We start from the raw sequence: 15,376 nt of genomic DNA, 5'->3' as shown, positions 1-15,376 counted from the left end.
CGCTGCGCGTCAGCGCCAGCTCCATCGGGCTCTCCAACAGCCGCCCCTCCTGCCGCATCGTCTCCATCAGCCGCCGCGTCGCACGGCAAAGCGCCGACGCCGTGTTAGCGCCGGGAACCTTTTCTGCTGCACTCAGCTCCGCAATGGCACGGATCAGTTCAGACGTGGTGTCAGGCTGCATGGAGTCACCGGCAATAGGGGGAACAGGAACGAGCGAACTGGCCCGGCCCTGATCCGATGGGGGGCCACATTGCAGAAGCCTAACGTGCGTAACCCACGAACAAGAAAGTCGAAAGCGCTGGTGCCGTCGGTCTCCGGGGAACGTGATCGTTGTTGGGGATAGCAAGATCGGCGCCTCTAGGTAGTTGCGCCCAAGAATCATCGCGCCGTGATTAAGTGATTGATTGTCATTCGCAAGCCGACAGGGTGGACGCTTCAGCGCTTGTTTTGGACGCTGCGCTTCTCCAAACTGGATGAATGCAGGCCAAACCCGATTGCCGCTCACCAGGCAGAAGCTGGAGAACGGCAGCATGACACAGGCCGCCGATGGGCCTCAGCCGGGCCAGGTGGTCAGCCTTGGCAGAAATCGCGACGACCGGTTATGGGCCGTGATCGCAGCTGTCGGGCGTCGCAGCCGAGTCGCCGAGATCTACGGCAACCGGGGCGCGGCCGATGCGGACCGGGCTTGGCGCGAACAGCAGGTACGCGCCTACGCCGCCTTCCTGAGAAGCTCGGGGTTGCCAGTGCCCAACTACAGTGTTTCGTCTATTCGGAGGGCAGATCTGCCGCGGAGTTGGCGACCCCTGCCGGCTCTAGGCTTCCTCCGGGGGCAGATGATCTGAACCCTCAACTTGTGAGTCATAAGTCGTCTTATGTAAAACCTACGGACCGGCGTTTTCTTGGTGCCCTTGGTGCTGGAGGCCCGCCGGACTAGATGCTCAAGGAAGCAGTGAGCGGCAGATGGTCAGAGGCTCGGCGCGCTTGGCGGGTGTTATGAACTGCAACGTCATGAAGCATGGAAGCCGGGTCGGCCAGGATGCGGTCCAGGCTCCAGACCGGCCATGGAGCCGGAAAGGTGGCAACCTTCGAAGGCCGTGAGAACCGTGTTGAAAGCATCGACATCATTTTTCCATTGCTGTGCCTTTCATTGAAGTCGCCGAGCAACAAGGTCGGTGTGCCGTCGCCGCCCGCCGCCTCGAGAAGCCGCTCTGCCTGCCATATCCTCCGGGAGCGGCCAAGACTGAGATGGGCGCAGATGACTTGGAGGGTAGAGCAACCTGTTTCCAGCCAGGCGCTAATGGCGCCTCGGGGTTCCCATCCGCCGAGACGCAGACCCTCCGCGCAACCGCGAAGCTTGAGCCCTTTTCTAATCAGGAGCACATTGCTGCGCCATCCCTGATGGTCAGGCTCTTGCCGAACAACGACCGGAACAAGATCGCTTTCCTGCGCGAGCCTGTGCGGATCCAGCATCGGCACGGCGCGGCGGACGTAATGCTGTGCTTCCTGCAAGGCCATGATGTCGGGGCCGATCTCGGCGATCACCGATATGATCCGCCCCGGGTCGTAGCGACCATCCATGCCCCAGCCGCGATGGATGTTCCATGTGGCGACTTTCAATCGCCTACCCCCCGGGTTCGGTGCGGATCAGGCCGAAGGGCTGGCCAGCGATCCGCCATGGTCACGCCCAGCCCGGCGCCCGCAGCCGTAAGCACCACATCAGTCCACGTATCCGTCCAGTCGCCGATCAAGCCGGTGATCGCCTCGAACACTTCCCACGCCGTGCCGAGCAGCAGCCCGAATCCAGTACCCACCATGAGGAGATGAAGCGTCCGCCGTTCCCTCCGCCGGATCAGGGCCAAGAGCACCCCGCCGGCAAGGATGCCATTTGCCAGATGAACAATTTCGTCATAGGGGCCGTCCAGATAGAACCACCCGAGGCCATATCCAGGAGTGGACAGGAGCGTCGCCATGACCGGCGCCGCATCGTAGATCCGTGGTAGCCGCTGTAAGCTCCGCGGCAGCACTGCCATGCGCTCCCGGGGTGGCAGCATGAGTGCGATGCACCCGGCAAGAGCAGCCCCCGTCCCCAGGCTCGCACCGGTGTGGCCAATGATCCAGAAAGCCACAGCCATGACAGCGAGCAGGCCGACACAGATCCAAGGAAAGGGATGATGCTGCCGCAGGTCGTGTTCTGTCAGAAGGGTCACCGATCCAGCCGCCTCCTATGAAGTAGGAGAACAACAGACGAGCTCAGACGCTGCCTTGTTGTCGCTGACTAAGGGCAAAAAATGCAAAGGCGGGCGCCGCTGGCAGGCCAACGGCGCCTCACGGCCTCGAAGATCCGTTCGACTGCGATCAGGCAGCCTTCACCTGACTGACAAAGCCCTTTACTTCGCCGGTCAGCTGCTCAGACTGCCGAGACAATTCGCTGGCGGCCGCAAGGACCTGCGATGCGGCGGCCCCTGTGTCGTTCGCATTGCGGCTTACGCCTTCGATGTTGCGTGACACGGCATCGGTGGCTTCGGCGGTGCGTTGAACGGTACGGGCAATCTCATTCGTTGCCGCGCTTTGCTCCTCCACTGCGGCTGCGATGGTGGTGGTGATGGAGTTCATCTCATCGATCGCGCTGGCGATCCCTTGTATGGCGTTCACAGCCTGCTGCGTCGCCAGTTGAATCTGGCCGATCTGGGCCCCGATCTCTTCTGTCGCCTTGCTGGTCTGCTGTGCCAGGTTCTTCACCTCCGACGCCACAACGGCGAAGCCCTTGCCAGCCTCACCGGCCCGGGCCGCCTCAATGGTCGCGTTCAGGGCCAGAAGATTGGTCTGACCGGCAATGGAGGTGATAAGGCTCACGACGTCGCCGATCTTGGACGCGCCTTCGGCGAGGGCCCGTACCGTGGAATCAGTGTGCCGTGCCCGCTCCACGGCCGTGCCGGCCACGCCGGAGGCCTGGCTGACCTGACGGTTGATCTCGCTGATGGAGGCCGACAGTTCTTCCGCAGCGGCAGCAACGGTCTGCACCCCACCGCCCGCCAGGGAAGCGGCGTTGCTGACATCGCCGGCCTGGGCATTGGTCTGATGCGCGGCATGGCTCATGGTCCGCGCCGTGGCCTCCAGCTCCGTTGAGGCGGAAGACAGGATGCCGACCATGGCGCCGACACGGTCCTCAAAGGTGCGAACCACGGCCTCGATCTGTGCAGCACGCTTCTCCCGGGTCTCGCGTGCCGCCTCCTGCTCGATGGCAAGACGGTCTGCAGCCACCATGCTGTCCTTGAAGATCTGCACGGCGGCGGCCATCGCGCCGATCTCGTCGCCTCGCCCCTGGCCCGGAATGGTCGCCCCCATGTCACGATCCGCCAGCCTGCGCATGGCCTGCGTCATGGATGAGATAGGATGCGAGATGTTGCGGACCAGCATCAGGCCGATCAGAGCACAAACAACCACCATCGTGCCGAGCACCGCGAGGATGAGTGTCTGAGCGTGATCCCCGGCTGCCTGCCCCTCCGTTGCGGCCTGCACCCCGCCTTCCGCGTTGAACTCGATACCGGCCTGAAGGGCGGCCCGGAACTCGTTCATGGCGGGGTTCATCTTGTCGAGGTAACCAGCGGCTTCCACCAGCCGCTCCGTGGCCACCAGATGCTTCAACTCTTCTGAAGCAGCTTTGTACCGGTGCCAGCGATCAGCAAGCTCCTGGGCAATCGTCCTTTCCCGGACCTCCGTGGCATAAGGCCTGTACTCGGAGAGCGTCGTGTCGAAGAGCCTGATCTGCGTTTCGACATTGCCCATGGTCTGCCGTCGGCGATCGGCGGATGTGGTGGTGGCGAGGATGTACTGGTTCAGCCGTACACGCTCCGCCACCTGCGCCATTCTGCCGAGCAACCTTGTGGCAGGAAGCCAGTTGCTGCCGATGGACGAGGCTGACTCGTTGACCACGGCAAGCTTTACGGTCGAGAAGATGCCTAGACTCGCCGTGGCAACAAGGACCAGGGCGAAGGCGCCCATGATCTTTGTCCTGATGCTGGCCCGCTCAAGCAACTTGGACATGTTCCACCTGTCAGTGTGTTCTCCGGGAAGGCCCAGTTGTCCACACTGTGGTTAATGCCCAATGAAGGCAGTGACGCGGCCATGTCATGGCTCAGGATGACAGTGGCCCCGATAGGGCCCGCCGCCATGCAGGCTCCGGTATCAGAGCCGGCTGGACGCTTCTTCCATCCATTGGCGATGCCGAAGCTCATCGTTCAGCGCCCTTTCAAAGACCGCCCTCGCTTCCGGCGTCGCTTCCGAATGCTTTGACGCGCGCTCATACGCCGTCACGGTGTCCTCCTCATTGGTCCGCATGGCCGTGATGGTGGCGGAGTCACCAAAGATGCTCGCCATCGCAACCTTGCCGGTGGTGAGCAGCTGCTTCATGTCGCCCTCTTCCGGCGCCTCTTCGCCGAGGCTGGCCGACATCTGCTTTAGTTCCATGACGTGCCGGTCGTGATCTGCCTTGAACGAGGCGATCTGTTGCTTGGCACCGGCGTCGCTCAAGCGCTCGATCGTTTGCTCATAGGCAGCAATGGCATCATGTTCGAGCAGGAGAAGATTGCGCACCAGCTTTGGGAACGTGCTTTCGGTGCCGACGGTTGTAACCATGGTGAACTCCTATATTCGTGGGGGGATGGCTTAGGCCGCTTCGGCCTGCTTCAGGGCGGCAGGCAGAATGCTGGACCGCGTCACCTCGGTCAGAAGCTCGTCCTGGGTCTTTTCCTCCTCCAGCGTCTTGCGCAGGAGATCGGCTACTTCCTTTTCGCCCAGCGCATCGCTCAGCTCCACCATGGTGCCATAGGCGGCAATCTCATAGTGCTCCATGCGTTGCTGACTGGCGACCATAACGAGGTCAAGCACCGGGCCCTTCTCGTACTCCTCCATTTCGTGCTGGCCTTCCTCGACCAGTCCACGCATGGCCTCGCATACCTTGCGTCCCGGCCTCGCGCCCAGCTTCTGGAGTGCCTGCTCCACCCGATCCCGCTGTTCCTCGCTTTGCTCGATATGCGCCTCGATCCCTTTCTTCAGCTCGGCATCGGAGGCCTTTCGCATCATCTTGCGCATGGCCTGGATGGCTTGTTTCTCGGCGCTGTAGGCATCCTTCAGCTGGTCGATCATCATGTCATTCAGGGAGTTCATTCGCGCTGCTCCTTCATGCGTCATCGCGATCCGAGGTCCTGGACACGCAACCGCGGCGGTTGCCGCTCCACCCGCCAACGCGCAGGCATGACCTCCGTCGCCCTTTGGATGGTTGTTCGGTTTCCTGTTCCCAGCATGGAACTTGGCTAGGTCGAGAGGTCGGTCATGGACCTCGCCGCCTGGACGGCTGGTGCCGGAAGCCAAGGCCCATCGCAGCATGCTGTCGTGAAGCTCATGCATGGTCCTTTGCGGGCGCCACCGCGTGATCGCGTCTGCTAGGGAACGGGCTCGCCTTCGCGGAGCCCGATTGCGGAATGATCCAGGGCCCCTTTCGGTTTCGTGCGTCGGCGTCCCGCACGTCGCAATCCGTTCTTTTCGCTCGAAGACATCTTGGGCGCGACCGTAAGCAGCCCTTGCTGCCTGGAAACAGGATCAGGCGCTGCTGGCCTGGCGGAAGCTGGTCGGAAGCTCAAGGGATTGCACGCGCGCCCCATGACAGACAGCGGCTGGCGTGATCGGGCACGGAGGTGCATAGGCGCCGCAAAGCTCGCGCTCTAGGTCCCCGGCGGACGTCGTAACGGTCCATCGCAGGTTTTCTGCCTGCGGTGGAGCGCCGAAGCGGAGGGCGGCCTGCTCTGTCGACCCGGCCGCGGCATGAACCCTACTTGGCGGGCAGCACGGCGCCAGCCTGAACGCCTGCCGCACTGCGGCGGAACCTGCCAGCCAGGAACATGGCCTGCATCGCCAGCTTGCGTGCTACGGCATAGGGGCCCGGAGCATGGGCGGCAATGCCCCGCACCAGCCGGTTGCGCATCATGTCCTGGTCATGCAGCTGTGCCACAGGCATGCCATTGACGGTGGTCATCTTCTGGTGGCGGATGCGGGTGTGGAACTGCAGCATGTCATCCTCCTCCGGAAGGTAGTGCGCCGTCAGCGAGGCGCGCGAAACACCTCGACCGGAAGCGGTGAAGCTTCCATGCACCGTCAGTGAATTCCAGAAGATCACATCGCCTTTGGCCAGATAGGGAGCCCTCAGCTCCATTTCATGTTTGCGCATGGTTTCCAGAACCGCTTGGCGGTACCGGTCATGCCCAGTGGCAAAATCCCATTCCCCGGCGTTGCGCATCACGGAAATGCTGCGGTGGCTGCGCGGACAAACGTAGAAGCGGCCGGCTCTGGCATCCACATCCTCCAGCGCGTACCAGCCCGCCACACAGCGGCCGAGCGCCACCGCACTGTCCTGGTAGTAGCTGTCCTGATGCGCCCAGGTTCCTGCAGGCGCCTCGAAGAACATGGTCTGGATCAGCTTGGTTCTGTTGATGCCGATCAGCGCAGACGTCAGCGCCGCTACCCGTTCCTGCGTGACGCCTTGCAGTGCATGACGCTTGAAGTTGCCGAAGCGGCGGCTTTCCAGATCCTGCACGTTGAAGATGGGATTCGCCAGAAAGCCGTCCGCATCGAACTTGTTGATCTCATAGCGCATGTTCTTCTGGCGCAGGATCGGTGTGCAGGACTGCCGTATTTCGGTGTTGTATCCGGCCCGGATTGCGTCGCACAAACCCGATGGCAGAAGTCCGCGGATCACGACGTAGCCTTCCCGCCCATAGTAGGCGACCGCGTCGCTGACCTGGTCGGGAGTGAAGTAGGCCCGGTCCTCCGCGAGCGTGTTGGGGATGTCGATGGTGGTGTCGATCGGCGTGATAACCTGCATGGGCTTGCTCCAACCGCGGTTTGGTCGTGATGGGGTTCGCCGCTCGGGGGAGCGGAGACCTTGCGAGGCATGCGCCACGCCGCTGTGAAGCGAGAAAACGGCCCGGAAGTCCAAAAAACAAGAAACATTTCCATGAGCAGGACCATTCAAGCCTAATTTGCACTGACCCTTCAGGTATACCTGCGTCGCTTTTTTGAACCGAAATCGAAGGGCTTTTCCGGCTCTGGTTGAAAACACAGGATGGCGCTACGCCAACCTTCAGGTGGGATCCACATCGCCAGGTGGGAGGACAGGCCATGGAAGCCTTCGCGTTCGATACCAAACTGAACCTGATCGGCGGCGAGTGGCGGAAATCCGCCGCGCGTGAGACCTTGCCGCTTCTCAACCCGTCAAGCGGACAGCGGCTGGCCGACATCGGGCGGGGCCAAGCGGAGGACATCGACAACGCCGTGAATGCGGCCCGGGAAGCACGGCACGGTTCATGGTCCCGCATGACGGCCACGGAGCGGGGCCGTATCCTGTTCGCCATGTCGCGGCTGGTGATGGATCGCGCCGACGAACTTGCTCGCATGGAGGCGCTGGATGTCGGCAAGCCGCTGCGCCAGGCCAAGGCAGACGCGCTCGCCCTGGCCCGCTACCTGGAATTTTACGCCGGCGCCGCCGACAAGCTGCATGGTGACACCATCCCCTATCTTGATGGCTATACCGTGCTGACCCTGTATGAACCGATTGGCGTGACGGGGCATATCGTGCCCTGGAATTATCCCATGCAGATCATTGGCCGCTCGGTGACGGCATCGCTGGCCATGGGCAATGCCGTGGTGATCAAGCCGGCCGAGGAAGCCAGCCTCACCGCGCTCGCCTACGCCCGTATTGCGCAAGAGGCCGGCATTCCTGCGGGGGCTATCAACATCGTCTCGGGTACGGGAGAGGAAGCCGGCGCCGCGCTGGCCGCGCATCCCGGGATCAACCATATCTCCTTCACCGGCTCGGTGGTGGTGGGGGGGCTGGTGCAGGCGGCCGCCGCGCGCAACGCCGTGCCGGTGACGCTGGAACTGGGCGGCAAATCGCCGCAGATCGTCTTCGACGATGCCGACCTCGATGCGGCCTTGCCATTCCTGGTCAATGCCGGCCTCCAGAATGCCGGCCAAACCTGCTCAGCAGCCTCACGCATCCTGGTGCAACGCGGTGTCCATGCCCGTGTGCTGGCAGCTATGACCGCGCGCTACCATGCCTTGCGCGTTGGACCGGCCATGGAGGATCTCGACATGGGGCCCCTGATCTCCGCGCGGCAAAGGGAGATCGTGGAAGGCTTCCTGCGGGAGGCTGGCGGCGATGGCGTGCGCGTCGCTGCCCAGGGCAGCGTCGAGGGGGTCCCGCAGGGCGGGTTCTATGTTGCGCCGACCCTGGTTGAGTGCGCCGGAGCGGGAAATAGGCTTGCACAGGAGGAGATCTTCGGCCCCGTGCAGGTCGTCATTCCTTTTGAGGACGAGGCGGAGGCGCTCGCCATTGCCAACGCCACGGATTACGGGCTGGTGGCCGGGGTCTGGACCCGCGATGGCGGGTGCGCCATGCGGATGGCGCGCGGCATCGAAACAGGGCAGGTTTTCATCAACAATTACGGGGCCGGCGGCGGCGTGGAGCTGCCTTTCGGAGGGGTGAAGCGCTCTGGGCATGGGCGCGAAAAGGGCTTTGAGGCCCTTTATGGCTTCGCCTCGCTGAAAACCATCGCCATCCGCCACGGCTGAAGCAGGGAGGAACAAAGCAAATGCGGCTGGAAGGCAAGATCGCCATCGTCACCGGTGGCGGCTCGGGTTTTGGCGAGGGCATCGTGCGAAGCTTCATCGCTGAGGGCGCGCGAGTGGTGGTGGCTGACCGTGACGAGGCGGCGGCACGGCGCGTGGCGAACAGCGCCGGTGCTGCGGCGCGGGCTGTGACCGCTGACGTTGCCACCCTTGCGGGCACCAGGTCCATGGTGGCGGAAGCGATAGAGGGCTTCGGCGGGCTCGACATCCTGGTGAACAATGCGGGCATCGCGCATCAGCCGCAGCCCCTGGAGGGGCTGGAGGAAGATCGTTTCGACGCCATCTTCGCCGTTAACGCGAAATCCATCTACCTGGCGGCACGCGAAGTCGTTCCGGTCTTCAAGGCAAAGCGTTCCGGCGTGATCCTGAACATCGCCTCGACCGCCGGAATAAGCCCACGCCCGAACCTGACCTGGTACAACGCCTCCAAGGGCTGGGTCATCACCGCCACCCGCTCGATGGCGGTGGAGCTCGCGCCGTCCGGCATCCGCGTCAACGCCCTCAACCCGGTTGCCGGCGAAACGCCCCTGCTATCCACCTTCATGGGCGGAGACACCGAGCAGAACCGCGCGCGTTTCCTGTCCACCATTCCGCTGGGGCGCTTCTCCACTCCCGGCGATATCGGCAGCGCCGCCTGCTTCCTTTGTTCGGACGAAGCGTCGCTGATCACAGGTGTGGCGCTGGAGGTTGATGGCGGTCGCTGTATTTAATGCCTTAGGAAGCATCGGCCCTGGCCGGCCGCAACAATTTGTCAGGCATGTTGACAAGTTCTGTCCGGGCTTGTCAGGATCGCGGCGTCTCGCGCCAGACGACGCGGGCCTGACGCAAGCGCGGCCGGGACAGTGCGGCGCAAAAGGAATGATCCACTTGCCCGCACGCAGCCCGGCCCCTTCCCTGTTCCACATTCAGGCCAAGGGAGCACGCCCATGAGCCCGGCCGATGGTGGCAACAAGGTATCCGTGCCGCCGCCGCCCAAGGCGATGTACCGCGCCGTGGGCCGACACATGCCGCGCCGCCTGCGGCCGATCCTGGCTCTCGATGATTTCGAGCCGGCGGCCCGCCGCAAATTGCCTCGCCCACTTTTCGGCTACATCGCCGGGGCGGCCGAAACCAATTCCGCCTTGAACGACAACCGTGCCGCCTTTGGCGAATGGGCCTTCCGCCCGCGCTACATGATCGATGTGTCACGCCGCGCCATCGCCACGGAGTTGCTGGGTGAATCGTGGCGTGCGCCTTTCGGCATCGCCCCGATGGGGCTCAGCGCCATGATGGCCTATCGCGGCGACCTCGTCCTGGCGCGCGCGGCACAGGAAGCCGGCATCCCGATGGTGATGAGTGGCTCCTCCCTGATCCGACTGGAGGAGGTGGCGAAGGCCGCGCCTGGCAGCTGGTTCCAGGCCTATCTCCCGGTGGACGAGGCGCGGATTGCCGCTTTGATCGGGCGCGTGGCCCTGGCGGGCTTCCGCACGCTGGTCATCACGGTGGACACCACCACCATGGGCAACCGCGAGAACAACATCCGCACCGGCTTCTCGACCCCTCTGAAGCCGTCGCTCCGCCTCGCCTGGGACGGCATCAGCCATCCTCGCTGGCTGTGCGACACCATGGCCCGGACCCTGCTGAGCCATGGAATGCCGCATTTCGAGAACAACTTCGCCGAACGCGGCGCGCCGATCATAGCCCGCCATGTGGAGCGCGATTTCGGTGCCCGCGACCACCTGACCTGGACCCACATCGCGCGGATCCGCCAGCAATGGTCCGGGCGGCTGATCGTCAAAGGTATTCTCCATGGCGAGGATGCCCGGCGCGCCGCCGAAGCGGGCGTGGATGGCGTGATCGTCTCCAATCATGGCGGACGGCAGCTGGATGGAGCGATTTCCGCCCTGCGAGCCCTGCCCGAGGTCCGGGCTGCGGCGGGCGGCATGGCGGTGATGATGGATGGTGGTGTTCGCCGTGGGGCCGATGTGCTGAAGGCACTGGCCCTCGGCGCCGATTTTGTGTTCGTCGGCCGCCCCTTCCTGTATGCGGCGGCGCTGGGCGGCGAGGCGGGCGTGCGCCATGGCATCGAGATCCTGGCCCAAGAGGTCGATCGCAATTTGGCCCTTCTCGGGAGCCTGTCGCCTGCGGAACTCGGGCCCCAGCATCTGCTGCGGATTGCAGGCGTGCCGGCGTCACCCTGACGCTAAAGATCTAGCCTGGCGAGTTGCAAACGACTCGCAATAGCGGTAAGGCGGCGGCTCATGCAAGCCGAACCCTGTGAGGCCGCGATGACTTCCCTCGCCGCAGAAGCCCGCATCCGTGTCAGTGCGTCCGCGCGCTGTCTTGACCAGATGGTGAGCCACTTCCTGGAGCATGACGCGCAGATCACCGCATTGCCCGATGGCAGCCATCGCTGCGGCTTCGGCCATGCCACCACCTATCTCCGCGCCGAGGGCGATGAAATCTGGCTGCGGGTTGAAGCCACCGACCTCGGCAACCTCGCCACTGGCAAGATGATGTTGCTCGGCCATTTGGAGGAGGCCGCCTCGGGTGAGACACTTCAGGCGGTCTGGCGAGGCGATGGCGAGGGTTTGAGCACACCGCCGCAGTTCCGCCGCATGCAGGTTCTGCGTGCGCAGTGGGTCACGCCGCAGATGCGCCGCCTGACGCTGCGGGGCGAGGATCTCGGCCGCTTCGCCTCGCTCGAGCATCTGCATGTGAAGCTGCTGATCCCGCGGGAACAGGTGGAGCCGGTCTGGCCTCGCCTCGACGCCAGTGGCCGGCTGGTGCAGGGCGAGGAGGCGCGGAGACCCGTGCGGCGGACCTATACGTTGCGGCGGGTCGATGTGGCGGCGGGCCAAGTGGAAATCGACTTCGTGACCCATGGCGAGGGCAGCCCGGGCTCGAGGCTTGCCATCAGGGCGCAGCCCGGGGATGTGGTCGGCATGTTCGGGCCAGGAGGCGGTGCGCCGCGCGCGGCGGATTGGACGCTGCTCGCGGGTGACGAGACGGCGCTTCCGGCCATTGCCCGAATTCTCGAGGCCATGCCGCGCGATGCGCGCGGCATGGCCTTTATCGAAGTGTCCGGTGCGGCGGAGCGCCAGGATCTGATCGCTCCCGCCGGTGTTGAAGTGCACTGGTTGTATCGCGAGAGTGCTGCCCCGGGCACGACCAGCTTGCTCCCGGATGCCGTATGCGCGGCCTCCTGGCCGTCTGACGAGGGCGCGTTCGCCTGGGCCGGGTGCGAGTTTGCCGCCGTTCAACGGTTGCGTCGCCATTGCCGGATGGATCGCGGCCTGGACAAGAATGGCCATCTCGCGGTTGCCTACTGGCGGCGTGGCGTCGAGGAAGGGGGATTCGAGAAGACCGCGGCGGAGGAAGCGGGAGCCGCCGCCGCATCGGTCAGGCCCGGTTGAGGCTGGGGCAAAGCCCCTCGCCATCTGGACCCATCCGTGCGAGCAGGATGGCCCCGGCAGAAACAAAGGCTCCGCATGTCCGTACCCGACTTGTCGACCCGGCCCGCCATCGGGTTCCGGGAGTTTGTCGGCCTTGTGGCGGCGCTGATGGCGGTGAATGCGCTGGCGATCGATTCGATGTTGCCAGCCTTGCCGGAGATCGCTGATGCCGTAGGGGTGCGCGCGGACAACCAGCGGCAATGGATCATCACGGCCTACCTTCTGGGGTTTGGCGGTGCCCAGATCGTTTATGGAACCCTGGCGGATCGCTTCGGCCGCCGGCCAGTGCTGCTGGCCAGCCTCGCCATCTATGCCGTCACCAGCCTGATCGCGGCCTTCGCGATATCCCTCCCTGCCCTTCTGTTCGCCCGCGCCGCACAGGGCATCGGCGCCGCGGGCGCTCGGGTGCTGACCATCTCGATCGTCCGCGACCGCTATGCCGGCACGCAGATGGCCCGTGTGATGTCGCTGTCCTTTATTGTCTTTCTGGCCGTGCCGATCATCGCCCCGACGCTGGGACAGCTGATCATGCTGGTCGCCCCCTGGCGCTGGATCTTTGTTCTGCTAGCGGCCTTCGGTGGGGCGGTGGCCTTGTGGGCGGCGCTGCGGTTGCCTGAGTCGCTGGCGCCGGCCGACCGCATCCCGATCCGCTTCGGCCGGGTGGCCCGCACGTTCCTGACCGTGCTCGGCCACCGTTCCTCAGTGGGCTACACGCTGGCGATGACCGCCATGCTCGGCAGCATCTTCGCCTTCATCAACTCCGCCCAACAGGTGTTCGCCGACACCTTTGGCGCCGCCCAGCTTTTTGCTCCGATCTTTGCCGCCATCGCGGCCTTTATGGCGGCGGCTTCGCTGACCAATTCTCATCTGGTCGGCCGGCTCGGACCGCGCCGGATCTGCCATCTGGCGCTTCTGGGATATATCGGGATGGGGGCGCTGCATCTGCTGGTGGTGCTGGCCGGCTACTCCAGCCTGCTGACCTTCGCGGCCCTGCAGGCCGGGCTGATGTTCTGCTTCGGACTGGCCGCACCCAATTTCGGCGCACTGGCCATGGAGCCGATGGGACATGTGGCCGGCACGGCATCGGCTGTGCAGGGCTTCGTCACAACCGTGGGCGGTGCCTTGATCGGTTTCGCTGTGGGGCAGAGCTATGACGGCACCGTGCTTCCATTGGTGGCCGGACTGTTAGGTTGTGGCGTCGCGGCGCTGGCATGCGTCCTCTGCGCTGAGCGTGGAAGGTTTCTGCGCAGCTGATGGCGACTGTCCAGCAGCGATCATGGCCAGGACGTCGGCAGATGCTGCCATCCATCCCGATCCACCAGGCTTGAGCACGGCAGTATTGGTTTTTTTGGTGTCTCCACGGGGAAAAATCGGCATAGCCAACAAGATAACTTGCATGAATTTCTGTCCATGTTTTCAATAAACGGACGATGTTAACATGGTCCATGACCAATGATGATGCACGACAACTTTCCCCTGGTCACTGCAGCCATTTTGTATTGCGTCAATATTCACCGCGGCAGAACAGTATTCCACGAAGACTTGCCAATTTACCTGCGGAAGCTATATGGTGATCTCGTGAGTTGACTGCAGGGCAGTGTGTGCGGACCGCCGTCCTGCACCGCGGCCACCAACCCGGCCGCTTTGGGAGATGCCGATGTTGATTGCCGATCTGTTCCCTGCGCCGGATGGCATTCTCAGCCTCGCTCCTGCCAACAAGGCCGACCTTTTGAAGCTGCTGGCCGCCGAGGCCTCGCGGCGCATCGGCCGTCCTGAGGACGAGATCCGCGAGGCGCTGGAAAAACGGGAAGCCCTGGGCTCCACGGCGCTGGGCCGCGGCGTCGCGATGCCGCATACCCGGCTCCCGGATCTGGGCCAGCAGCTTGCCATCCTTGCCCGGCTAACCAGGCCGATCGAGTTCGATGCGCGTGATGGTGAGCCGGTTGACCTGGTCTTCCTGGTGCTTTGGCCGGAGGAAAGCTCCGAGGGCTTCCTGCCTGCCTTGTCCAACATCTGCCGGGTATTGCGGGACAACCACCTGCCGAAGCAGTTGCGACAGGCGCGCTCGGCGGCTGAGGCGCTGGCGACCTTGCAGTCCGCCGGCTCCGTGCCGCCGGCTGATGAGGGCTGAGCGGGGCGATCCGCCGCGATGACGAGAACGCTGCGCCTCTGAACCAGGCGCCGCACCCTGGACCACAAGGAGTGCCCGGCGCCCGATGCCCGAGTCGATCTATCTTTCCGCCGCCATTCTGCTTCCTTATCTCGGTGCGCTGATCGCGGCATTGCTGCCGGAGAATGCACGGAGCCTCGAATCCTGGATCTCGGGCACGATCGCGCTGCTGACGCTGGCCATGGTGTGGCTGCTTTACCCCGGCATCGCGGACGGCAACGTGGCACGGCTCGAAGTGCCTTGGATACCGGAACTCGGGCTCAGCCTGATCCTGCGCATGGATGGCTTCGCATCCGTCTTTGCCGTAATGGTGGCGGGGATCGGGTTTCTCGTGGTCCTCTACGCCCGCTACTACATGTCGCAGGAAGACCCGATCCCTCGGTTCTTCGCCTTTCTGATGGCCTTCATGGGCTCGATGATGGGGCTGGTGTTGTCGGGCAACCTGATCCAGCTCGTCTTCTTTTGGGAACTGACCTCCCTCTTCTCCTTTCTGCTGATCGGCTACTGGCAGCATTCCGCGGCGGCCCGCGACGGCGCCCGTATGGCGCTGACGGTGACCGCCTCGGGTGGCCTGTCGCTTTTCGCCGGGATGCTGCTGCTCGGCCATATCGTCGGCAGCTACGATCTGGATGTGGTGCTGGCGGCGGGCGACATCATCCGCGCGCATCCGCTCTACCTGCCGACACTGGTGCTGATCCTGCTGGGCGCCCTCACCAAGAGCGCGCAATTTCCGTTCCAGTTCTGGCTGCCGCATGCCATGGCGGCGCCGACGCCGGTGTCGGCCTACCTGCATTCGGCCACTCTGGTGAAGGCCGGCATCTTCCTGATGGCGCGACTCTGGCCGGTGATGGCCGGCACCGATGCTTGGTTCTGGATCCTCGGCACCTGCGGCATGATCACGCTGCTGGTCGGCGCTTATGTGGCCATCTTCCAGCACGATCTGAAGGGTCTGCTGGCCTATTCCACCATCAGCCATCTGGGGCTGATCACCCTGCTGCTGAGCTTGAACAGCCCACTCGCCATGGTGGCCGCCATCTTCCACACCATGAACCACGCGACCTTCAAGGCGTCGCTGTTCATGGCCGTTGGC

At 64.0% G+C, this 15,376-nt stretch carries 15 protein-coding genes; 8 read left to right on the top strand and 7 right to left on the bottom strand.

The window, feature by feature from the left end:
• A partial coding sequence (locus tag ACFOD4_RS21465) for a hypothetical protein (protein ID WP_379599760.1) occupies window positions 1-181 on the bottom strand: 181 nt, incomplete at its 3' end.
• A gap of 349 nt (window positions 182-530) precedes the next feature.
• Between ACFOD4_RS21465 and ACFOD4_RS21460 the strand changes: the two genes are divergently transcribed.
• Window positions 531-842 carry a hypothetical protein gene (locus ACFOD4_RS21460; protein WP_379599759.1) on the top strand — a complete coding sequence of 104 codons (312 nt, stop codon included), beginning with the start codon at window positions 531-533 and terminating at the stop codon, window positions 840-842.
• A gap of 88 nt (window positions 843-930) precedes the next feature.
• On the opposite strand, the gene ACFOD4_RS21455 is transcribed toward ACFOD4_RS21460, so the two are convergent.
• The 6 genes from ACFOD4_RS21455 to ACFOD4_RS21430 form a co-directional block, all read right to left on the bottom strand.
• On the bottom strand, window positions 931-1,617 hold the full coding sequence (locus ACFOD4_RS21455; RefSeq protein ID WP_379599758.1) for an endonuclease/exonuclease/phosphatase family protein: 687 nt from the start codon (window positions 1,615-1,617) through the stop codon (window positions 931-933).
• Entirely contained in the window at window positions 1,614-2,207 is a 594-nt protein-coding gene (locus ACFOD4_RS21450) for a hypothetical protein (RefSeq protein ID WP_379599757.1), read from the bottom strand. Before ACFOD4_RS21450 ends, ACFOD4_RS21455 begins: the two co-directional genes overlap by 4 nt.
• A 148-nt stretch (window positions 2,208-2,355) precedes the next feature.
• Window positions 2,356-4,044: a methyl-accepting chemotaxis protein gene (locus tag ACFOD4_RS21445; RefSeq protein WP_379599756.1), complete on the bottom strand. Its 1,689-nt coding sequence runs from the start codon at window positions 4,042-4,044 to the stop codon at window positions 2,356-2,358.
• A gap of 141 nt (window positions 4,045-4,185) precedes the next feature.
• Complete coding sequence (locus ACFOD4_RS21440; protein WP_379599755.1) at window positions 4,186-4,635, bottom strand: DUF2383 domain-containing protein; 450 nt, start codon at window positions 4,633-4,635, stop codon at window positions 4,186-4,188.
• Window positions 4,636-4,665: 30 nt separating this feature from the next.
• A complete protein-coding gene (locus tag ACFOD4_RS21435) occupies window positions 4,666-5,166 on the bottom strand; it encodes a YciE/YciF ferroxidase family protein (RefSeq protein WP_379599754.1) in 501 nt (166 codons plus the stop codon).
• 661 nt (window positions 5,167-5,827) lie between these two features.
• On the bottom strand, window positions 5,828-6,877 hold the full coding sequence (locus ACFOD4_RS21430; protein ID WP_379599753.1) for a phytanoyl-CoA dioxygenase family protein: 1,050 nt from the start codon (window positions 6,875-6,877) through the stop codon (window positions 5,828-5,830).
• A gap of 296 nt (window positions 6,878-7,173) precedes the next feature.
• On the opposite strand from ACFOD4_RS21430, the gene ACFOD4_RS21425 reads away from it, so the two are divergent.
• The 7 genes from ACFOD4_RS21425 to ACFOD4_RS21395 form a co-directional block, all read left to right on the top strand.
• A complete protein-coding gene (locus ACFOD4_RS21425) occupies window positions 7,174-8,625 on the top strand; it encodes an aldehyde dehydrogenase family protein (RefSeq protein ID WP_379599752.1) in 1,452 nt (483 codons plus the stop codon).
• 20 nt (window positions 8,626-8,645) lie between these two features.
• A complete protein-coding gene (locus ACFOD4_RS21420; protein ID WP_379599751.1) occupies window positions 8,646-9,392 on the top strand; it encodes a glucose 1-dehydrogenase in 747 nt (248 codons plus the stop codon).
• Between the two features lie 216 nt (window positions 9,393-9,608).
• Window positions 9,609-10,862 (top strand): alpha-hydroxy acid oxidase, encoded by a 1,254-nt coding sequence (locus ACFOD4_RS21415; RefSeq protein ID WP_379599750.1) that lies wholly within the window; start codon window positions 9,609-9,611, stop codon window positions 10,860-10,862.
• Between the two features lie 60 nt (window positions 10,863-10,922).
• Window positions 10,923-12,077, top strand: a complete 1,155-nt coding sequence (locus ACFOD4_RS21410; RefSeq protein ID WP_379599749.1) for a DUF2218 domain-containing protein — start codon at window positions 10,923-10,925, stop codon at window positions 12,075-12,077.
• A gap of 75 nt (window positions 12,078-12,152) precedes the next feature.
• Window positions 12,153-13,370, top strand: coding sequence for a multidrug effflux MFS transporter (locus tag ACFOD4_RS21405; protein WP_379599748.1), 1,218 nt, complete (start codon window positions 12,153-12,155; stop codon window positions 13,368-13,370).
• Window positions 13,371-13,773: 403 nt separating this feature from the next.
• Window positions 13,774-14,247 carry a PTS sugar transporter subunit IIA gene (locus tag ACFOD4_RS21400; protein ID WP_379599747.1) on the top strand — a complete coding sequence of 158 codons (474 nt, stop codon included), beginning with the start codon at window positions 13,774-13,776 and terminating at the stop codon, window positions 14,245-14,247.
• 85 nt (window positions 14,248-14,332) lie between these two features.
• The coding region (locus tag ACFOD4_RS21395; RefSeq protein WP_379599746.1) for a proton-conducting transporter transmembrane domain-containing protein at window positions 14,333-15,376 on the top strand (1,044 nt) is incomplete at its 3' end.

The sequence above is a fragment of the Teichococcus globiformis genome (assembly GCF_042646265.1).
Classification (GTDB): Bacteria; Pseudomonadota; Alphaproteobacteria; order Acetobacterales; family Acetobacteraceae; genus Pseudoroseomonas; species Pseudoroseomonas globiformis.
Note: the sequence above shows the minus strand (reverse complement) of the source record. Positions and strands in the feature narration are given on the sequence as shown.